Origin of the sequence: Streptomyces sp. 3211.6 (assembly GCF_003634815.1) — a bacterium.
GTDB lineage: Bacteria > Actinomycetota > Actinomycetes > Streptomycetales > Streptomycetaceae > Streptomyces > Streptomyces katrae_A.
This window is the reverse complement of sequence record NZ_RBXC01000001.1, coordinates 1,863,035-1,883,294: the sequence shown is the minus strand read 5'-3', so window position 1 is coordinate 1,883,294 and position 20,260 is coordinate 1,863,035. Positions and strand designations below refer to the sequence as shown.

General features: G+C 70.9%; 20 protein-coding genes. 17 read left to right on the top strand and 3 right to left on the bottom strand.

Annotated elements, in window-relative coordinates; all coding sequences use genetic code 11:
• Positions 1–203: 203 nt before the first annotated feature.
• The 5 genes from dop to prcA all read left to right on the top strand — a co-directional run bounded on the left by dop (position 204) and on the right by prcA (position 4,355).
• Complete coding sequence (gene dop, locus BX286_RS08830) at positions 204–1,715, top strand: depupylase/deamidase Dop (RefSeq protein ID WP_079425280.1); 1,512 nt, start codon at positions 204–206, stop codon at positions 1,713–1,715.
• 184 nt (positions 1,716–1,899) lie between these two features.
• The gene (locus BX286_RS08825) at positions 1,900–2,112 is read left to right on the top strand and encodes a ubiquitin-like protein Pup (protein WP_045947082.1); all 213 of its coding nucleotides are present in this window, start codon (positions 1,900–1,902) and stop codon (positions 2,110–2,112) included.
• Between the two features lie 47 nt (positions 2,113–2,159).
• On the top strand, positions 2,160–2,759 hold the full coding sequence (locus BX286_RS08820; RefSeq protein ID WP_398898313.1) for an endonuclease VII domain-containing protein: 600 nt from the start codon (positions 2,160–2,162) through the stop codon (positions 2,757–2,759).
• Entirely contained in the window at positions 2,711–3,550 is an 840-nt protein-coding gene (gene prcB, locus BX286_RS08815; protein ID WP_121014808.1) for a proteasome subunit beta, read from the top strand. Before BX286_RS08820 ends, prcB begins: the two co-directional genes overlap by 49 nt.
• Positions 3,551–3,590: 40 nt before the next feature.
• Complete coding sequence (gene prcA / locus BX286_RS08810; RefSeq protein ID WP_079425276.1) at positions 3,591–4,355, top strand: proteasome subunit alpha; 765 nt, start codon at positions 3,591–3,593, stop codon at positions 4,353–4,355.
• Between the two features lie 63 nt (positions 4,356–4,418).
• On the opposite strand, the gene BX286_RS08805 is transcribed toward prcA, so the two are convergent.
• Complete coding sequence (locus BX286_RS08805; RefSeq protein ID WP_261993384.1) at positions 4,419–5,420, bottom strand: LacI family DNA-binding transcriptional regulator; 1,002 nt, start codon at positions 5,418–5,420, stop codon at positions 4,419–4,421.
• 139 nt (positions 5,421–5,559) lie between these two features.
• Here BX286_RS08805 and BX286_RS08800 point away from each other — a divergent pair, with 139 nt between their 5' ends.
• From BX286_RS08800 to BX286_RS08745, 12 genes are all read left to right on the top strand, one after another.
• Positions 5,560–6,798 (top strand): MFS transporter, encoded by a 1,239-nt coding sequence (locus BX286_RS08800; protein ID WP_261993383.1) that lies wholly within the window; start codon positions 5,560–5,562, stop codon positions 6,796–6,798.
• A 58-nt stretch (positions 6,799–6,856) separates the two neighbouring features.
• Positions 6,857–8,218 carry a Pup--protein ligase gene (pafA, locus tag BX286_RS08795; protein WP_079425272.1) on the top strand — a complete coding sequence of 454 codons (1,362 nt, stop codon included), beginning with the start codon at positions 6,857–6,859 and terminating at the stop codon, positions 8,216–8,218.
• Between the two features lie 128 nt (positions 8,219–8,346).
• A complete protein-coding gene (locus BX286_RS08790) occupies positions 8,347–9,351 on the top strand; it encodes an FKBP-type peptidyl-prolyl cis-trans isomerase (protein WP_079425269.1) in 1,005 nt (334 codons plus the stop codon).
• 55 nt (positions 9,352–9,406) lie between these two features.
• Positions 9,407–9,799 (top strand): FKBP-type peptidyl-prolyl cis-trans isomerase, encoded by a 393-nt coding sequence (locus BX286_RS08785; RefSeq protein ID WP_079425268.1) that lies wholly within the window; start codon positions 9,407–9,409, stop codon positions 9,797–9,799.
• Between the two features lie 123 nt (positions 9,800–9,922).
• A complete protein-coding gene (locus BX286_RS08780; RefSeq protein WP_079425266.1) occupies positions 9,923–10,879 on the top strand; it encodes a YafY family protein in 957 nt (318 codons plus the stop codon).
• Between the two features lie 44 nt (positions 10,880–10,923).
• Positions 10,924–11,892, top strand: a complete 969-nt coding sequence (locus tag BX286_RS08775) for a YafY family protein (protein ID WP_079425263.1) — start codon at positions 10,924–10,926, stop codon at positions 11,890–11,892.
• 15 nt (positions 11,893–11,907) lie between these two features.
• Positions 11,908–12,141 (top strand): hypothetical protein, encoded by a 234-nt coding sequence (locus BX286_RS08770; RefSeq protein ID WP_079425261.1) that lies wholly within the window; start codon positions 11,908–11,910, stop codon positions 12,139–12,141.
• A 23-nt stretch (positions 12,142–12,164) separates the two neighbouring features.
• A complete protein-coding gene (locus BX286_RS08765) occupies positions 12,165–12,374 on the top strand; it encodes a hypothetical protein (RefSeq protein ID WP_079425258.1) in 210 nt (69 codons plus the stop codon).
• Between the two features lie 205 nt (positions 12,375–12,579).
• Positions 12,580–12,870 carry a Sec-independent protein translocase subunit TatA gene (tatA, locus tag BX286_RS08760; protein ID WP_079425256.1) on the top strand — a complete coding sequence of 97 codons (291 nt, stop codon included), beginning with the start codon at positions 12,580–12,582 and terminating at the stop codon, positions 12,868–12,870.
• 58 nt (positions 12,871–12,928) lie between these two features.
• The gene (gene tatC, locus BX286_RS08755; protein ID WP_079425254.1) at positions 12,929–13,894 is read left to right on the top strand and encodes a twin-arginine translocase subunit TatC; all 966 of its coding nucleotides are present in this window, start codon (positions 12,929–12,931) and stop codon (positions 13,892–13,894) included.
• Between the two features lie 118 nt (positions 13,895–14,012).
• Positions 14,013–16,865 carry an RNA helicase gene (locus BX286_RS08750; protein WP_079425252.1) on the top strand — a complete coding sequence of 951 codons (2,853 nt, stop codon included), beginning with the start codon at positions 14,013–14,015 and terminating at the stop codon, positions 16,863–16,865.
• Positions 16,866–16,955: 90 nt separating this feature from the next.
• Entirely contained in the window at positions 16,956–17,612 is a 657-nt protein-coding gene (locus BX286_RS08745) for a TetR/AcrR family transcriptional regulator (RefSeq protein ID WP_079425250.1), read from the top strand.
• Here the strand turns inward: BX286_RS08745 and BX286_RS08740 are convergent.
• A complete protein-coding gene (locus BX286_RS08740) occupies positions 17,609–18,583 on the bottom strand; it encodes a pseudouridine synthase (protein ID WP_079425248.1) in 975 nt (324 codons plus the stop codon). The two genes, BX286_RS08745 and BX286_RS08740, sit on opposite strands and share 4 nt — an antisense overlap.
• An 18-nt stretch (positions 18,584–18,601) precedes the next feature.
• Complete coding sequence (locus tag BX286_RS08735) at positions 18,602–20,152, bottom strand: serine hydrolase (protein WP_079425246.1); 1,551 nt, start codon at positions 20,150–20,152, stop codon at positions 18,602–18,604.
• Between the last annotated feature and the right edge of the window lie 108 nt (positions 20,153–20,260).

Below are 20,260 nucleotides of genomic sequence, written 5' to 3'. Positions count from 1 at the left end.
CTGCTTTACCGCCCGCCTTTTCCGGCCGTGACAAGGCGAAGTCAATGACTGAAATGATCTCCCCACCAGCGCGGAGTGGTTCTAGGCTCTTCCGTACCGCCGGTCGCGCAGTGCGGGACGGGCACCGCACATGACGCACCGGAGCACCAGCGGTACTTGAGCGCCGCCCCCGAACGGGAGCGCCGCCGGGCAAGGAGGGCCGCATGACCGTACGGCGAGTAATGGGGATCGAGACGGAGTACGGAATCTCCGTCCCCGGGCACCCGAACGCCAATGCCATGCTCACCTCGTCCCAGATCGTCAACGCCTACGCGGCGGCGATGCACCGGGCGCGACGCGCCCGCTGGGACTTCGAGGAGGAGAATCCGCTGCGGGACGCCCGAGGCTTCGACCTCGCCCGCGAGGCCGCCGACAGCAGCCAGCTCACCGACGAGGACATCGGCCTCGCCAACGTCATCCTCACCAACGGCGCACGGCTCTACGTCGACCACGCGCACCCCGAATACAGCTCGCCCGAGATCACCAACCCCCTCGACGCCGTGCTCTGGGACAAGGCCGGCGAACGGATCATGGCCGAGGCCGCCGAGCGGGCCGCCCAGCTCCCCGGCGCCCAGCCGATCCACCTCTACAAGAACAACACCGACAACAAGGGCGCCTCCTACGGCACGCACGAGAACTACCTGATGAAGCGGGAGACCCCCTTCTCGGACATCGTGCGCCACCTGACGCCCTTCTTCGTCTCCCGCCAGGTCGTCACCGGCGCCGGCCGCGTCGGCATCGGCCAGGACGGGCGCGAGCACGGCTTCCAGATCAGCCAGCGCGCGGACTACTTCGAGGTCGAGGTCGGACTGGAGACCACCCTCAAGCGCCCCATCATCAACACCCGCGACGAACCCCACTCCGACGCGGAGAAGTACCGCCGGCTGCACGTGATCATCGGGGACGCGAACCTCTCCGAGATCTCCACCTACCTCAAGCTGGGCACGACCGCGCTGGTCCTGTCCATGATCGAGGACGGGTTCATCAGCGTCGACCTCGCCGTGGACCAGCCGGTGCGCACCCTGCACCAGGTCTCCCACGACCCGGACCTCCAGCACCTGATCACGCTCCGCAGCGGGCGCACGCTGACCGCCGTACAGCTTCAGATGGAGTACTTCGAGCTGGCCAGGAAGTACGTGGACGAGCGGTTCGGCACGGACGCCGACGAGCAGACCAAGGACGTCCTGAGCCGCTGGGAGGACGTACTGGGCCGGCTGGAGACCGATCCGATGAGCCTGGCCGGAGAGCTGGACTGGATCGCCAAGCGGGAGATCCTGGAGGGCTACCGCAGGCGCGACGGACTCGGCTGGGACGCGGCGCGGCTGCACCTGGTGGACCTCCAGTACTCGGACGTGCGGCCCGAGAAGGGGCTGTACAACCGTCTGGCGGCCCGAGGGAAGATGAAGCGGCTCCTGGAGGAGCCGGCCGTCGAGCGGGCCGAGAGCAAGCCCCCGGAGGACACCCGGGCGTACTTCCGCGGGCGCTGCCTGGAGCAGTACGCGGACGACGTGGCGGCGGCCTCCTGGGACTCGGTGATCTTCGACCTCCCGGGCCGCGACTCCCTCCAGCGGGTCCCGACCCTGGAGCCCCTGAGGGGGACCCGCAAGCACGTCAAGGAGCTCCTGGACCGCTGCCGCACGGCGGAGGACCTGGTGCGGGTGCTTTCGGGGCAGTGAGCGGGCCTGAAGGGGCCTGAAAGGGCCGCCATCCGGGAATCATGAGAATGACCGGACGTTGTGAAAGTACGGGGACGAATGTCGGACCCTCCTTGTAGGGTCCGACGTAGGGTCTGATCTTGAGAGGTCCCGAATCCCGGGGTCTCTCCGTGTGAGCGCGCGAACCGAGCGGGGTGAGGTAGACATGGCGACCAAGGACACCGGCGGCGGACAGCAGAAGGCCACTCGCTCGACCGAAGAGGTCGAGGAGCAGGCCGCGGAAGCGCAGTCCGACCTCAAGGAACGACAGGAAAAGCTCTCCGACGACGTCGACTCGGTCCTGGATGAGATCGATGATGTCTTGGAGGAGAACGCCGAGGATTTCGTGAGGTCGTTCGTCCAAAAGGGTGGCGAGTAGGGGTAGCTGAGGCCATTTGACCTTCAGATTGAAGGTTGGGGGGAGTGGTGGCCGAAGTGGCCCCCGAGGGTCTGAAGCGCTGCTCGCGTTGTAAACGCGTTCAGCCACGCGAGGCTTTCGCGAGCAACCGTTCGATGCGGGACGGTCTTCAGGCGTATTGCCGAGAGTGCCAAGCCGAGCACTACAAGCAGCGCCAGGAAGCGAAGGGGCGGACGGTGCGGGTGAAGATACCCGTGCCGTCCGGCCACAAGAGATGTCCCCAGTGCGGGGAAATCAAGCCGCACTCGGACTGGGAGCGCAACAAGACCAGTTCGGATGGCTGGGCCAGCTACTGCCGGGAGTGCCGAGCTCAACGGAACCGGGCCTCGTACTTCAAGCGCCAGTACGGCATCACCGAAGCGGAGCGTGATGACATGATCGCGGCGCAAGGCGGGGTGTGCCTCCTTTGCCGGGAGGCTCCCGCGGAGCACGTTGATCACGATCATCAGACGGGTAAGGTCCGAGGCGTACTGTGCTTCAGCTGCAACGCAGCCCTGGGGCAGTTCAAGGATCGGCCGGACGTCATAAGGCGTGCAGCCGCTTATGTGGAAGGAAACCTGTGGAACCCAACACTCGTGGCACAGGGCGTCTACCGGCAGCCTTCCTGACGCCGGGGTCGTCGTCCTTCATGGACTTCCTGGGCGCGCACGCGCCCGAGATGCTGCCGGGGAACCGGAAGCTTCCCGAGGGGGTCGTCGAGGCCCCGCACGGGACGACCATCGTCGCCGCCACCTTCCCCGGCGGGGTCGTCCTCGCCGGTGACCGGCGGGCGACCATGGGGAACATGATCGCGCAGCGGGACATCGAGAAGGTGTTCCCCGCGGACGAGTACTCCGCGGTGGGCATCGCCGGTACGGCCGGCCTCGCCGTGGAGATGGTCAAGCTGTTCCAGCTGGAGCTGGAGCACTTCGAGAAGGTCGAAGGGGCGACACTGTCGCTCGAGGGCAAGGCGAACCGGCTCTCGACCATGATCCGGAGCAATCTGGGCATGGCCATGCAGGGGCTGGCGGTCGTGCCGCTGTTCGCGGGGTACGACGAGGCCAAGGAGAAGGGCCGGATCTTCTCCTACGACGTGACCGGCGGCCGCTCCGAGGAGCACGGTTACGCCGCCACCGGCTCGGGTTCCATCTTCGCCCGGGGCTCCATGAAGAAGCTCTACCGTCCCGATCTGACGGAGGAGCAGGCCACCACGCTGGTCGTGCAGGCGCTGTACGACGCCGCCGACGACGACTCGGCGACCGGCGGTCCGGACCTGTACCGCCACATCTACCCCATCGTCACCGTCATCACCGACGAGGGTTTCCGCAGGCTGGACGAGGACGAGTCGCAGGCGCTCGCCCGCAAGGTGACGGACCGCCGGCTCGAGGAGCCCGACGGCCCGCGCGCCGCCCTGCTCTGACCAGTCCTCTCGTCGCCCAGAAGAAAGGGACGGACCACCGGTGTCGACTCCGTTCTATGTGTCACCCCAGCAGGCCATGGCCGACCGGGCGGAATACGCCCGGAAGGGCATCGCCCGCGGCCGCAGCCTCGTCGTGCTGCAGTACGCCGACGGCATCGTCTTCGTCGGCGAGAACCCGTCCCGTGCGCTGCACAAGTTCAGCGAGATCTACGACCGGATCGGCTTCGCGGCCGCCGGCAAGTACAACGAGTACGAGAACCTGCGCATCGGCGGCGTCCGCTACGCCGATCTGCGCGGGTACACCTACGACCGTGACGACGTGACGGCGCGCGGTCTGGCGAACGTCTACGCGCAGACGCTGGGCACCATCTTCTCCTCGGCCGGTGAGAAGCCGTACGAGGTGGAGCTGGTGGTGGCGGAGGTCGGTGCGACGGCTGCCGGGGACCAGATCTACCGGCTGCCGCACGACGGGTCGATCGTGGACGAGCACGGCTCGGTCGCGGTCGGTGGGAACGCGGAGCAGATCAGCAGTTATCTGGACCAGCGGCATCAGGACGGGATGACCTTGTCCGAGGCGCTGAAGCTGGCGGTGCAGGCGCTGTCCAGCCAGGCGAACGGGGCGGACAAGGCCATTCCGGCGGAGCGGCTGGAGGTTGCGGTGCTGGACCGTACGCGGTCGCAGCAGCGCAAGTTCAAGCGGATCCGGGGCCGGCAGCTGGCGCGGTTGCTGGAGGCGGAGGTTCCGGCGGCGGCGCAGGTGGATGCCGTGTCGAACGACGAGGCGCCGGAGGATGAGGCCGAGTAGTTCCGGCAGGCCGTGGGAGGCCCCGGTCCGCCCCTTGTGGGGGTGGGCCGGGGCTTTCGTGTGTCAGGGGGTGGCCGGGGCGGGGCCGGTGGAGTCGCGGACGACGAGTTCGACGGGGATGTCGGGGGCGGTCCAGGGGCGGCCGTCGAGGACGGCGAGGAGGGCGTTCATGCCGTGTTCGCCGACCTGTTCGGCGGGGAGCCGGACGGTGGTGAGTTCGGGTTCGACGGCGGTGGCGAGGCCGAGGTCGTCGATGCCGGTGACGGAGAGGTCTTCGGGGACGCGCAGGCCGAGGCGGCGGGCGGCCTTGCAGGCGCCGGCGGCGAGGACGTCGTCGTCGCAGAGGATCGCGGTGGGCCGGTGTGCGGGGTCGGCGAGGGCGGTTTCCATGGCGGTGCGGGCGGCGTCGACGCTGAGGCCGGCGCGTACGGTGCGCAGTTCGGTGGTGGGGCCGAGGAGGGTGGCGAGGGTGCGGGCGCGGATGTGGAAGGTCCAGGTGTCGACGTCGGCGGCGAGGTGGAGGAAGCGGCGGTGGCCGTGGTGGAGGAGGTGTTGGGCGGCTTGGCGGACGCCGTCGGTCATGGCGAGGTTGACGTGGGCGGCGGCGCGGCCGGCGGTGGGGTCGCTGTCGAGCATGACGAGGGGGAGGTCGTCGCCGCCGATGGCGTCGAGGGCTGCGGCGGCCATGGAGGAGGCGATGACTCCGTCGATGGCGGCGCGGGCGGAGGCGAAGGGGTCGCGGGCGGGGCCGGTGCCGTCGGGGGAGGGGTAGAGGACGACGCCGAAGCCGTGGGTGGCGGCGACGCGGGCGGCGCCGGTGTAGACGCGGGCGAAGAATTCGTTGGTGAGGGCGGGGACGACGAGGAGGGCGGTGCGGGTGCTGCCGAGGCGGAGGTTGCGGGCGGCGAGGTTGGGGCGGTAGCCGAGGGTGGTGGCGGTTTCGCGGACGTGGGCGGCGGTGCGTTCGGAGACGCGGCCGCGCCATTTGTCGCCGAGGACGAGGGAGACGGTGGCCTGGGAGACTCCGGCGGCGGTGGCGACGTCGCGGCTGGTGGGTCTCGTCACAGGGGGCTCCTGAAGTGCCAGGTGGGGCGGGTGGGGCTGGTCCGCGGGGTGGACCCCGGGTCTGCGGCCATGGTACGTATGACGGGTCGAGTTATACGTATTACCCCGGGGGGAGAATCCCGGGCAGAAGGGGGCATCCATGGCCGCGGGTTACGCGGAGCTGCTCAGGACCCGGTACGCGGCGAGGCTCCTGGCGGGCACGCTGCTGGGCCGGCTGCCGAACGCCACCGCCGCCATCGCGATCGTCCTCTTCATCCGGTCCGAGGGCGGCAGCTACAGCCTGGCGGGTGCGCTGGCGGCGGCGTACGGGCTGGCGAACGCGGTGGGTCAGCCGCTGCTGGGCCGGGCGGTGGACGTGTACGGGCAGCCGCGGGTGCAGCTGCCGGCGGCGCTGGTGTCGGCGCTGGGCATGGTGTGGCTGGCCGGGGCGGGGACGGGTTCGATGGCGGCCGCCTATGCGGCGGTGCTGGTCTCGGGTCTGTTCACGCCGCCGCTGGAGGGCGGGCTGCGGGCGCTGTGGCCGTCGGTGCTGGGGGGTCGTGAGGAGCGGGTGCACGCCGCGTACGCGATGGACGCGGTGGCCCAGGAGATCATGTACACGGTCGGCCCGCTGCTGGTGACGCTGTGCGTCGCGCTGTGGTCGCCGGCCGCCGCGCTGCTGGTGCTCAACGGTGTGGGGCTGGTGGGTGTGCTGATGGTGGTGCTCTCGGAGCCTTCCCGTACCTGGCGTTCGGCGCCGCGTGAGGCGCACTGGCTGGGTGCGCTGCGTTCGCACGGGCTGCTGGCGCTGCTGGGCGCGTTCTTCTTCGTGGGCATGGCGCTGGGTTCGATCGCGGTGGCGGCGGTGGCGTACTCCGACGGGCATGGTGGTCAGGCGGTGTACGGCTGGCTGATGGCGGCGCTCGGGCTGGGCGCGCTGGTGGGCGGTGTGTGTTATGGCGCCCGGCAGTGGGCGGGGGCTCCGGAGCGGCGGCTGCGGCTGCTGGTGGGCCTGCTGGCGGTGGGCTACCTGCCGCTGATGCTGAGTGTCGGGCCGGTGGCGATGACGGCGCTGGCCGCGCTCTCGGGTGTGTTCCTGGCGCCTTCTCTGGCCTGTGCGTTCATCGTGGTGGACCGGCATGCGCCGGCGGGCACGGTGACCGAGGCCTTCTCGTGGCTGGTGACCTTCTTCGGGGTGGGTGCGGCCATCGGTACGGCGGCGGCGGGTCCGGCGGTGGAACTGGGCGGGACGGCGGCCGGTTTCGCGGTGGCGGGCGGCGCGGGTGTGGCGGCGCTGCTGGTGCTGACGGCCACTCAGCGGATCCTCGCGTCGGGTGGCCGCAGCCGGGCCGTGGCGGGCTCTGCGGGGGCGGCTTCGGAGCAGTTGATCAGAAACTGATGGGAACGCCGCTCTCGAACCCGGTTTCAGAAGAGGGCAGAAGGCGTAATGTTCAGTCATGGACCGCCGCATTTTCGGGCTGGAGAACGAGTATGGCGTCACGTGCACGTTCAGGGGACAGCGCCGACTGTCTCCTGACGAAGTGGCGCGCTACCTCTTCCGCCGTGTCGTGTCATGGGGCCGCAGCAGCAATGTGTTCCTGCGGAACGGCGCCCGCCTGTACCTCGACGTGGGATCGCATCCGGAATATGCAACACCCGAATGCGACAGCCTGACCGAACTGGTCACCCACGACAAAGCGGGCGAGCGCATTCTCGAAGGTCTGCTGGTCGACGCCGAACGCCGCCTGCACGAGGAGGGAATCGCGGGCGACGTCTACCTGTTCAAGAACAACACCGACTCGGCGGGCAATTCGTACGGTTGCCACGAGAACTACCTCGTGGCCCGGCACGGTGAATTCTCCCGTCTGGCGGACATCCTGATTCCCTTCCTCGTCACGCGCCAGCTGATCTGTGGTGCGGGCAAGGTGCTGCAGACCCCGCGGGGCGCGGTCTACTGCGTCAGCCAGCGGGCCGAGCACATCTGGGAGGGTGTCAGCTCCGCCACCACCCGTTCCCGGCCGATCATCAACACCCGTGACGAGCCGCACGCGGACGCTGAGCGCTACCGCCGCCTGCACGTGATCGTCGGGGACTCCAACATGTCCGAGACGACCATGCTGCTGAAGGTCGGCGCCACCGACCTGGTGCTGCGCATGATCGAGGCGGGCACGGTGATGCGGGACCTGACCCTGGAGAACCCGATCCGGGCGATCCGGGAGGTCAGCCACGACATCACGGGCCAGCGCAAGGTGCGCCTGGCCAGCGGCCGGGAGGCCTCCGCCCTGGAGATCCAGCGCGAGTACTACGACAAGGCCCTGGACTTCGCCGAGCGGCGGGGGATCCGTACCGGGGTCGTGGAGCGGGTGCTGGAGCTGTGGGGCCGCACGCTGGACGCGATCGAGGCCGAGGACCTGGACCGGATCGGCCGGGAGATCGACTGGGTCATGAAGTACCAGCTGATCGAGCGCTACCGGGCCAAGCACAACATGACCATGTCCAATCCGCGGGTGGCCCAGATAGACCTCGCGTACCACGACATCCACCGCCGGCGGGGGCTGTACTACCTGCTGGAGCGCAAGGGGCAGGCCGAGCGGGTCTGCAACGACCTGAAGATCTTCGAGGGCAAGTCGGTGCCCCCGCAGACCACCCGGGCGAGGCTGCGCGGGGACTTCATCCGCCGGGCCCAGGAGCAGCGGCGGGACTTCACCGTGGACTGGGTGCACCTCAAGCTCAATGACCAGGCACAGCGCACGGTGCTGTGCAAGGACCCGTTCCGGTCGGTGGACGACCGGGTGGAGAAGCTGATCGCCGGGATGTGACCGGTGCGGCCGGGGGCCCCGTGCGTGTCTGCGTGCGGGGTCTTCGCATGCCAGAGCCTTGTGGCGCAGGGGCCAGCCCGTAGAGTGGGCCGCTACGACGGACCATTCCAGCGACCCTGAGGACCACTGTGCGACGCCGACTTGCTGCCGCGCTCATCGTGCCGGCTCTGATGCTCACCGCAGCCTGTGGAGGGGGCGACGACTCCAAGAAGAAGGATTCCTCTCCGTCGGCCGGCGCCTCCAAGCCCGCCGAGGTGCCCAAGCAGGTGGCCTCGGCGGACCCGATGCCGACGGTGGCCGGTGAGGTGGGGAAGAAGGCCGATATCACGGTCCCCAAGGGCGAGCCGAGCGGCAAGTTCGTGGTGAACGTCCTCAAGGAGGGCACCGGTGCGGAGGTCAAGAAGAACGACTTCGTGATCACCAAGTTCACCGGCAAGATCTGGAAGAGCGGCAAGGAGCTGCCGAGCTCCTACGACCAGGACGGCGAGCCGGTGGCGTTCCCGGCCGGTTCGGCGGACTTCCTCCCGGTCTTCAGCGAGTCCGTGCTCGGCAAGAAGGTCGGCAGCCGGCTCCTGGTGGTGGCCCCGCCGGCCGCGGCCTTCGGTGACCAGGGTCAGCCGAAGCTGGGTGTGGGGGCGAAGGACAACCTGGTCTTCGTGATCGACGTGGACCAGGTCGTGCCGAAGAAGGCCGAGGGTACCCAGGCGCCGATCCCGTCGGACCTGCCGCAGGTCAAGGCCGACGAGGAGAAGGAAGCGACGATCACGATCCCGAAGAACGACCCGCCGAAGGAGCTGGTCGACAAGGTCCTGATCGAGGGCAAGGGCCCGGAGGTCAAGTCCGGTCAGACCGTCTTCATGCAGTACAGCGGTGCGGCGTGGGCTCCGAACCAGGGCAAGGACGCGGCGAAGCTGTTCGACAACTCCTGGAAGACCGGGCAGCCGTTCTCGACGAAGATCGGCCAGGGCAAGGTCATCGAGGGCTGGGACAAGGGCCTGGTGGGCAAGAAGGTCGGCAGCCGCGTGCTGCTGGTGATCCCGCCGGAGCAGGCGTACAAGGACCAGGCCCAGGGTGAGGACCTGCCGGCCAACTCCACGCTCGTCTTCGTCGTGGACATCGTCGGCGCAGTGTAAGACTGGTGGGGTTGCCCTTTTCCGCCCCCGCGGTCAGGGGCCCGCATCCGTACGCATGAGGAGTAGTTCCGTGAGCGACAAGCTCGAGAAGCCCGAGATCGACTTCCCGGATTTCCCGGTCCCGGCCGACCTGGTCATCGAGGACATCTGGGAGGGTGACGGCGCGGAGGCCAAGGCCGGTTCCGTGGTCTCGGTCCACTACGTGGGCGTGGCCTACTCCACCGGCGAGGAGTTCGACGCCTCCTGGAACCGCGGCTCCGCGCTGCAGTTCAAGCTCGGTGTCGGCCAGGTCATCGCCGGCTGGGACCAGGGCGTCCAGGGCATGAAGGTCGGCGGCCGCCGCAAGCTGGTCATCCCGGCCCACCTCGCCTACGGCGACCGCGGCGCCGGCGGTGCCATCAAGCCGGGCGAGACGCTGATCTTCGTCTGTGACCTGATGGCCGCCTGATCCACGGGCAGTCACCGCGCAGGGCCCCCGCCGTGAGGCGGGGGCCCTCGCTTTTGCCGGGGACCGCCTTGGCGGTACGGTCAACGGTCACGAGTGTGTCGAGGAAGTGGGGGAAGGGCGTCGATGGCGATTGCCAAGGCCGAGCGGCTGATGAACCTGGCGCTGTGTCTGCTGGGGACCCGACGTCCCCTCAGCAAGCGTGAGCTGCGCGGTTCGATCGAGGCCTACCTGGAGGCGGGCAACGACGACTCCTTCAACCGCATGTTCGAGCGGGACAAGGACGACCTGCGCGAACTCGGTCTGGTGATCGAGACGGTGGAGAACCTGGAGGGCGAGACGGGCTACCTGGCCCGCCGCGACAGCAACCGGCTGCCGCCCGTCTCCCTGGACGCCGAGGAGGCCGCGGCCCTGGGTCTGGCCGCCAAGGTCTGGCAGCAGGCCCGTCTGGCCGGTGCGGCCAGCGGCGCCCTGCAGAAGCTGCGGGCGGGCGGCATGCCGGAGGCCGGCGACCCGTACGAGGGGCAGCACAGCGCGATCGAGCCGCGCATCCCCGTCCACGAGGCGGCCTTCGAGCCGCTGATGCTGGCCTGCCGGGACCGCCGTCCGGTGGTCTTCGACTACCGCAAGTCCAACGCCGCCCGGCCCGAGCCGCGCCAGGTCGAGCCGTGGGCCCTGGAGTGCTGGCGCGGCCACTGGTACCTGGCCGGCTACGACCGCGACCGCGGAGCGGAGCGGGTGTTCCGGCTCTCCCGGATCACCGGCAAGGTCCGTTCCCGGGCCGGCAAGTACACCGCCGAGGTCCCCGACGTGGTGACCGTGCGGGAGACCGTGGCGGCCTGGGCCGGGGAGGGCGCCCAGCGGTCGGCGCTGATCCGGCTGCGCGCCGGGTCCGGCTACCCGCTGCGGGCCAAGGCCACCGAGGTCCGCGAGGGCACCGACGGCTGGGACGAGCTGGAGATCCCCTACGGGCACGGGCTGGACGCCTGGCTCGTGGAGTTCGGCCCCGATGTCGTGGTGGTGGAACCCGCGGACCTGCGGGCCGACGTGGTCGACCGGCTGCGCGCCGTCGCCCAGGGCTGACCAGGAACTTCACTAGCAACGCCCTGAGGGGGAGACGTAGCAGCATGGCCGCGAACGCCATCGACCAGACCCGCCGGATGCTGTCCCTGGTGACCTATCTGCGCGAGCGCCCCGGGGCGCACGTCGCGGATGTCGCCCGCGCCTTCGGGATCACCGAGGACGAGCTGATCTCGGACCTCGACGTACTGCCCATGTGCGGAACCAGCTTCCGCGGCGGGGACCTGCTCGACATCGACACCGACGGCGACCGTATCTGGTGGCACAACGCCGACGCCTCGGGGGAGTCCACCGCCGAGCCGCTGCGCCTGGCGGCCGACGAGGCCACCTCCCTGCTGGTCGCCGCCCGGGCGGTGGCGACCCTGCCGGGGCTGCGCGAGAGCGACCGGGACGCGCTGCTGCGGGCCACCGCCAAGCTGGAGGCGGCCGCCGGCGAGGCCGCCGGGGCCAGCTCCCGGCTGTCGGTGACCTTCGAGTCCGAGGGCGGGGTCTTCGCCGACGTCGACCGGGCCATCTCCGAGCGGCGCCGGCTGTGGCTGCGCTACTACTCGCCCGCCCGCGACGAGCTGACCGAGCGCACCGTCGACCCGATCCGGCTCTTCGCGGTGGGGCACACCTACCTGGAGGGCTGGTGCCACCTCTCGGAGGCCCGGCGCACCTTCCGCCTGGACCGGGTCGCCGAGATCCGCCTCCTCGACGAGCGCGCCGAGCCGCCGGCCATCGAGCCCCGGGACCTGTCCGAGGGCCTGGTCCAGCCGGCCGCCGAGGACCCGGAGGTGGTCGTCGAGGTCGGCCCCGGCGGCCGCTGGGTCGCCGAGTACTACCCGCACGACAGCGCCGACGAGCTGCCCGACGGGGGGCTGCGGATCGTGCTGCGCAGCCCCGACCCGGCCTCCCTGCGCCGGCTCGCGCTGCGCCTGGGCCGTGACGGGCGCATCGTCTCGCCGCCCGAGCTGGCACAGAGCGCCCGCAGGGCCGCCACAGAAGCACTCGCGGGGTACGGGGAACAGGTCTAGAGGGGGCGCGGACAGATGTCGCCGTCTTCCGGTGCGCAACCGGTCACCTTCAAGGCCGCCTGTCCCGAGTGCCGGGCGCGCCTCGAGCTCGCGGCGGACGCCCTGCGGCTGGCGATCGGCGGCAGCCGGCGGACCACGTTCTACTCCTTCACCTGCCCCGAGTGCTCCGCCCAGGTCCGCAAACCCGCCGGTGAGCGCATCGTGGAGCTGCTGACCGGCGGGGGAGTGAGCACCCTGCGCAGCCTGTGAGGGCGGGGCGCTAGGCTCGTCCCATGCTGTGGCCGATGCTTGCGATTGCCCTGGGCTTCCTCGGGGTCGCCGTCCTGTCCGTGCTGGCCGTCCGGGTCTTCCTGGAGGTGCGGCGGCTGTCGGTACAGGTGGCCTCGGCCAGCCGCCGGATCACGGAGGCCTCCGGGGACCTGGAGCGGGCCGCGGCCGACCTGGCCGGAGCGGCCCGCCGCGAGGGCGCGGTGCGGCTGTAGGGGTGTGGCGCTCGGTGCGTCCGCGTTATGGAAACCGCGCGGCCGGACCCGTACCGTCTAAGCCGCAGGGCACCGCGGACACCCCTGGGGATTGCCGGGCGTTAACCCCAGGGGGTTACGATCCATGTCAGAGAGGTGCCGGACGTCTGTCCGGTATCGCGAGGCCACCACAAACCAGCCGTTTCGGTGAGTAAGGAAGACACACATGATCGGCAATCTGAAGCCCCTCGAGATCCTTCTGATCATCGCTGTGATCGTGCTGCTGTTCGGCGCCAAGAAGCTCCCCGAGATGGCCCGCTCGCTCGGCAAGTCGGCCCGGATCCTCAAGAGCGAGGCCAAGGCCATGAAGAAGGACGGCGAGGTGGACGACGCCCCCGCCGCCGCCCCGGCCGCCGACGCCCAGCAGCCCGTCGCCCCGCGGACCATCCAGGCCGCCCCCGGTGACGTCACCAGCTCCCGTCCGGTCGGCGAGCCGGGCCGCACCGCCCAGGGCTGACACCCGGGGGGTCCTCCCCCAGCACGCCGGTCATTTGCAACGAGACAAGGGACGTGGGTTGCTCAAGTCTGCCCGCAAGCAGGGGAAACGAGATCGGCTTCCGAAGGACGCCGAAGGGCGGATGCCGCTCGTCGAGCACCTGCGTGAGCTGAGAAACCGCCTGCTGAAGTCGGTCCTGGCGATCGCCGTGGTCACGGTCGTCTGCGCCTACTTCTTCCGGCCGATCATCGACTTCCTGCTGGAGCCGATGCTCTCCTCCGTCGGCTGTGTGGGCGGAGCCACCCACCAGCGCAACGGCGCCCCCTGCGCCGAGATGACGGCCAACGGTCTGACCGGCCCGTTCTCCATCGCGCTGAAGGTCGGCCTCTCGGCGGGCATGGTGCTGTCCGCCCCGGTGTGGCTGTACCAGCTGTGGGCGTTCGCCGCCCCCGGCCTGCACAAGAACGAGAAGCGGTACACGCTGAGCTTCGTGGCCGTCGGCGCCCCGCTGTTCCTGGCCGGTGCGGTCCTGGCGTACAAGATCCTCCCGCAGACCGCGGAGATCCTGCTCGGCTTCACCCCCGACCACGTCAAGAACCTGCTCCCGGTCGACGACTACCTCGACCTGGTGACGCGCATGGTCGTGGTCTTCGGTCTCGCCTTCGAGCTGCCGCTGATCCTGGTGCTGCTGAACTTCACCGGGATCCTCAGCGCCAAGCGGCTGGGCAGCTGGTGGCGGGGCATGGTCCTCGGCATCACGATCTTCGCGGCCTTCGCCACGCCCACCGGCGACCCGGTCACCATGCTGACCCTGGCCTCCCCGATCGTGGCCCTGTACTTCCTCGCCCTCGGGATCTGCCTCCTCAACGACCGCCGCCGCCGGCGTGCCGACCCGGATGCCGGCCTCGACGACGACGAGGCCTCCGAGCTGGACCTGACCCCCTCGTCCATCGGCGGGGCGGACGCGGCCCCGGCCCCCTCCGTGCTGCCCGAGCAGGCCGACGGCGGACGCCGCCAGATCAACGGTTACGACGACGCCACCTGAGATTCGGGTTCCCCCCGGCTCCCCCCCGGCTGCCGCCGGGAGGGGCCGGGGGCCCTCGGTCCGATCACATAAATGATCGAGACTGTTGTCAGAGGCGGCGGGTAGGCTCGACAGCAAGATGACCGAAGAACTCTCACCCGCCGAGCGGTACGCCGCTGCCCGGATCCGCGCCGCCGAAGAGGCCTCCGCCCTGGCCCCCTTCCGCGAGATGTACGAATTCGACCTGGACCCGTACCAGGTCGAGGCCTGCAAGGCACTGGAGGCCGGCAAGGGCGTCCTCGTGGCCGCCCCGACGGGCTCGGGCAAGACCATCGTGGGCGAGTTCGCCGTGCACCTCGCCCTCCAGCAGGGCCGCAAGTGCTTCTACACGACGCCCATCAAGGCCCTGTCGAACCAGAAGTTCGCCGACCTCGTCAAGCGCTACGGCGCCGACAAGGTCGGCCTGCTGACCGGTGACAACAGCGTCAACGGCGACGCGCCCGTGGTCGTGATGACCACCGAGGTGCTCCGCAACATGCTGTACGCGGGCTCCCAGGCGCTCGGCGGCCTCGGCTATGTCGTGATGGACGAGGTGCACTACCTCTCCGACCGCTTCCGCGGCGCCGTCTGGGAAGAGGTGATCATCCACCTCCCCGAGTCGGTGACGCTGGTCTCGCTCTCCGCGACCGTCTCCAACGCCGAGGAGTTCGGCGACTGGCTCGACACCGTCCGCGGCGACACCGAGGTGATCGTCTCCGAGGAGCGGCCCGTACCGCTGTGGCAGCACGTCATGGCCGGCCGGCGGATCTACGACCTCTTCGAGGAGGAGTCCGACCACGGAGGCCGCGGCTCCGCCCGCCGCGAGGTCAACCCCGACCTGCTGCGCATGGCCCGCGAGGAGAACACCCGCAGCTACAGCCCCAAGGACCGGCGGCGCGGCAAGATGGTCCGCGAGGCCGACCGCGAGCGCGAACGCCGCTCCCGCAGCCGCATCTGGACCCCCGGCCGCCCCGAGGTCATCGCCCGCCTGGACAACGACGAGCTGCTCCCGGCCATCAACTTCATCTTCAGCCGGGCCGGCTGCGAGGCCGCCGTCCAGCAGTGCCTCTACGCGGGCCTGCGGCTCAACGACGACAGTGCGCGCCTGAAGGTCCGCGAGATCGTCGAGGAGCGCACCGCCTCCATCCCCGCCGAGGACCTTCACGTCCTCGGCTACTACGAGTGGCTCGAAGGCCTGGAGCGCGGCATCGCCGCCCACCACGCGGGCATGCTCCCCACCTTCAAGGAGGTCGTGGAGGAGCTGTTCGTCCGCGGTCTCGTCAAGGCCGTCTTCGCCACGGAGACCCTCGCCCTGGGCATCAACATGCCCGCGCGCACGGTCATCCTGGAGAAGCTCGTCAAGTGGAACGGCGAACAGCACGCCGACATCACCCCCGGCGAGTACACCCAGCTCACCGGCCGGGCCGGCCGCCGCGGCATCGACGTCGAGGGCCACGCCGTGGTGCTGTGGCAGCGCGGCATGGACCCGGTGCAGCTCGCCGGCCTCGCGGGCACCCGCACCTATCCGCTGCGTTCCAGCTTCAAGCCCTCGTACAACATGGCCGTCAACCTGGTCCAGCAGTTCGGGCGGCACCGCTCGCGCGAACTGCTGGAAACCTCCTTCGCGCAGTTCCAGGCCGACCGCTCGGTCGTCGGGATCTCCCGCCAGGTCCAGCGCAACGAGGAGGGGCTGGAGGGCTACCGCGAGGGCATGACCTGCCACCTCGGCGACTTCGAGGAGTACGCGCGGCTGCGCCGCGACCTCAAGGACCGCGAGACCGAACTGGCCAAGCAGGGGGCGGCCCAGCGCCGCGCCCAGGCGGCGAGTTCCCTGGAAAAGCTCAAGCCCGGCGACATCATCCACGTCCCCACGGGCAAGTTCGCCGGCCTCGCCCTGGTCCTCGACCCGGGCGTGCCCGCCGGGCGCAGCAACGGGCACCGCGGCTACGAGTACGCCGAGGGCCCGCGCCCGCTGGTGCTCACCGCCGAACGGCAGGTCAAGCGGCTCGCCGCGATCGACTTCCCGGTGCCGGTCGAGGCCATCGACCGGATGCGGATCCCGAAGACCTTCAACCCGCGCTCCCCGCAGTCCCGCCGGGACCTGGCGACCGCCCTGCGCAACAAGGCCGGGAACGTGCGGCCGGAGCGGCACCGGCCCGGCCGGGCCGCGGCGGCCGACGACCGCGAGATCGCCCGGCTGCGCGCCGAACTGCGGGCGCACCCCTGCCACGGCTGCGACGAGCGCGAGGACCACGCCCGCTGGGCGGAGCGCTACCACCGGCTCAAGCGGGACACGCAGCAGCTGGAGCGGCGCATCGAGGGCCGGACGAACACCATCGCCCGCACCTTCGACCGGATCCACGCGCTGCTCACCGAGCTGGACTACCTGCGCGAGGACGAGGTCACCGTGCACGGCAAGCGGCTGGCCCGGCTCTACGGGGAGCTGGACCTGCTGGCCTCGGAGTGCCTGCGCGAGGGCGTCTGGGAGGGGCTGAGCCCGGCAGAGCTGGCCGCCTGCGTCTCGGCGCTGGTCTTCGAGGCCCGCCAGTCCGACGACGCGGCCCCGCCGAAGGTGCCGAACGGCCCGGCGAAGGCGGCGCTCGGCGAGATGGTCCGCATCTGGGGCCGGCTCGACGCCCTGGAGGAGGAGCACCGCATCAACCAGGCGGAGGGTGTGGGCCAGCGCGAGCCGGACCTCGGTTTCGCGTGGGCGGCCTACCAGTGGGCCTCCGACAAGAGCCTGGACGAGGTCCTGCGCGAGGCGGAGATGCCGGCCGGCGACTTCGTGCGCTGGTGCAAGCAGGTCATCGACGTCCTCGGGCAGATCGCGGCGGCGGCACCGGCCTCCACCGCCCCGCCGTCCTCGGCCGGCGGGAGCACGGTGGCGAAGAACGCCCGCAAGGCCGTTGACGCCCTGCTGCGGGGTGTCGTGGCCTACAGCTCGGTGGGGTAGCCCCCTTTGGGGTTTCCTCCGAGCCCGTGGACGGCCGGATCTCATCTCTGGCCATGATCCCTTCGCCGTCTCCTGTGCGACGATCGGAGCATGAGCGGGGGAAGTGACGAAGGGCCGAGACGGGTCGGCCGGCCGCGTGCCGACCAGCTGAGACCGCCGAGCGGCCGGCCGCCGCGCGAGGAACTGCTGTGCGCGGCGGCCGAGCTGTTCACCGTACGGGGGTACGCGGCCACCACCACGCGGGCGGTGGCCGAGCGGGCCGGCATGCGCCAGGCCACGATGTACCACTACTTCGGCGGCAAGGAGGAACTGCTCGCCGAACTCCTGGAGTCCACGGTCGCCCCCTCGCTCGCGCTCTCCCGCCGCCTGCTGGCCGACACCGGCCGGCCGGCCGCGCGCCGGCTGTGGGAGCTGTGCCGCTCGGACGTCCTGCTGCTGTGCGGCGGGCCGTACAACCTGGGCGCCCTCTACCTGCTGCCCGAGCTGGACCGGCCGCGGCTGGGGCCGTTCCGCCGGATGCGCGAGGAACTGCGCGATAACTACCGGGCGTTGCTGGACGCCACTCCGCTGGGCGGCGAACTGGCCGCGGACAGGGCCGCACTGGCCCTGCGGGGCGACCTGGTCTTCGGCCTCGTCGAGGGGGTCATGCTGGTCCGCCGCCGCGACCCGGCCCGCCCGGTGGCGGCGTTCGCGGAGGCCGCCGCGGACGCGGCGCTGCGGATCGCGGGCGTGGCCCCGGCCTTCTAGGCAGTGTGGGGCGCTCCCGCTTCCCAGCCCTCGGGGTCGTCCCAGGCTTGGAGGGTCAGGCCCGTCTCCAGGTGGTGGGCGAGGCCCGTGACCGGGTCGGTGAAGGCCAGGGTCCGGGCCAGCAGCTGGAGCGGACGCCGGTAGTCCGCCGGGTCGGCGGGTTCGGCGACCACCGGGTAGACCGGGTCGCCCAGGATGGGCAGGCCGAGGCTGTTCATGTGCACCCGCAGCTGGTGGGTGCGCCCGGTGTGCGGGGTGAGCCGGTAGCGGCCCAGGGCGCCCCGGGTCCCGACGAGTTCGACCAGGCTCTCGGCGTTGGGTTCGGCGTCCGCGACCTCGACCGCCGCCATCTGCCCGCGGACCTTCTCGATGTGGCTGCGCACGGTCCGGGGCAGGGTGACGTCCGGGTCGTGGGGGGCGATGGCCTCGTACTCCTTGCGGACCCGCCGCTGCTGGAACAGGAGCTGGTAGGCGCCCCGGTCCTCGGGGCGGATGCTGAACATCACCAGTCCGGCCGTCATCCGGTCCAGGCGGTGCGCCGGGCTGAGCGCGGGCAGGCCGAGCTCCCGGCGCAGCCGGGCCAGCGCGGTCTGGGTGACGTGGCTGCCGCGCGGGGTGGTCGCCAGGAAGTGCGGCTTGTCCACCACCAGGAGGTGCTGGTCGCGGTGGACGACGCGGATCGGGAAGGGGACGGGAGGCTCGGCCGGCATGTCGCGGTGGAACCAGAGCCAGCCGCCGGGCTCGTACGGGTCCTGCGGCCGCAGCACCCGCCCGCCCTCGCCGAGGACCCGGCCCTGGGCGAGCAGCCGGGCCATGGACTCGGCGCCGCGCGTGCCGGCGTAGCGCTCGGTCAGGTAGTCGCCCAGGCGGGGCCAGCGGCCCCCGGGGTCGGGGGGAAGGCGCATGCGGACCGGGTCGATGCCGTCCTGCTGGGGGAGGGGCGCGGGAGGGATGTGGGATCTGCGGCTCACCGGGACCAGGGTAGGCGGCTACTTCCGGGTGAAGGTGCCCAGGTGCTCGGCGTCCAGGTACTCGATGCGGACCTTGCCGTCGGAGAAGGTCACCCCGGTGCGGCCGATGGCGTTCTCGCCGGTGGTCACGAAGCTGAACGTGTCGCCGTCGTAGTGGGTGAGGGGGAAGCGCTGGGGCTTGGGGCCGAGGGAGAGGGTGAGTGCGCCCTTGGCGTCGGCGGTGACGGTGAGCGGGCCGTAGAAGGGGTTGTCGTAGGTGCCGGTGTAGGCGCCGGCCTCGCGGGCGGGCCGGGCGCCGGCGGGCGGGTGCGCGTAGTCGGTGGTGGAGCGGTGGCCCTCGTTGAGTTCCTGTGCATACAGCGCGCCGGTGAGGGCCAGCCAGTCGGCGGTGGGCTTGCCGTGCTCGGCGGTGTCGAAGAAGTCCAGGGCGATCGCGTCGGCCTGGCCGACGGGGGCGGCGTTGGTGAGGACGACGATGCCGAGCTGTTCGAGCGGGAGCAGGGTGACGTTGGTGTTGGCGCCGAGCTCGAAGCCCCCCGAGTGGCCCAGGCGCAGCCGGCCGGCGTCGTCGTAGCTGACGTTCCAGCCGAGTCCGTAGAACTGCGGGACCCCGCGGAAGGTCTGGGCCTGCGAGACGATTTCGGGCAGGCGGGTGCGGCCCAGGCTGTCGGCGGGGATGATCCGCTTGCCGTCGAGGACGCCGTCGCCGAGCTGGAGCCGCAGCCAGCGGGCCATGTCCCGGGCGGTGGAACTGGCCCCGCCGGCCGGGGCCTGGGCGTCGGCGTCGCGGACGAAGCGCGGGCTCCAGGTGCCGTCGGGGTTCTTCACGTGGCCGTAGGCGCGGTCGGCGGCGTTCGCGAAGGCGGAGAACTCGGTGCTGGTGTGCGTCATCCCGGCGGGCTTGAACAGGGTGTCCGCGCTGAGCTTCTGCCACGTGGTGCCGTGGTCGCGGGCGACGGCCTCGGCGGCGGCGGTGAGGCCGAAGTTGGTGTAGGCGTAGCTCGACCGGAAGGGGGTGAGGGGTTCCTCGCGGAGGTGGCCGAGGATGTACGACTGGTCGTAGCCGAGGTCCTCCAGGAGGTCGCCGGCATGGTCGGGCAGGCCGGTGCGGTGGGAGAACAGGTCGGCGGGGGTGACGTGGGAGGTCACCCAGGGGTCCGCCAGCGCGAAGCCGGGCAGGGAGGAGCCGAGGGGCTTGTCCCAGGCGGCGGGGTCGCGGAGGGCGCCGGCGACGACGGTGGAGGAGACCGGCTTCGAGACGGAGGCCAGCTGGAAGACGGTGTCCGGGTCCACCTTCGCGCTCTCGCCGGTGCGGCGGAGGCCGAAGCCCTTGAGGTAGAGCACCTTGTCGCGGTGGACCACGGCCACTGCCACGCCGGGGATTTTGGTGCGGCGCATCACGTCCTCGACGGTGGCGTCGAGGCGGCTCACCGCCGTGGCGACGGCGGCGTCGCTGATGCGGGGCTTGGGGGGCGGGGGCGGGGTCGGCTCCGCCGCGGCCGTCCCGGCCGTGCCGGAGGCCAGCAGGATCGCCGTCCCGGCCACTGCGGCGGCGCGGTGCGTACGCATGTCGCCATTGTGTCGTTCGGGTGGGTTCGGCGCGCGCTGTGGTGGCCGCTGCGCGGAGCCGTCTCCCCGCCCCGCCCTTTCGCCGTTTCCCGGGGCAAGCCCCGGACC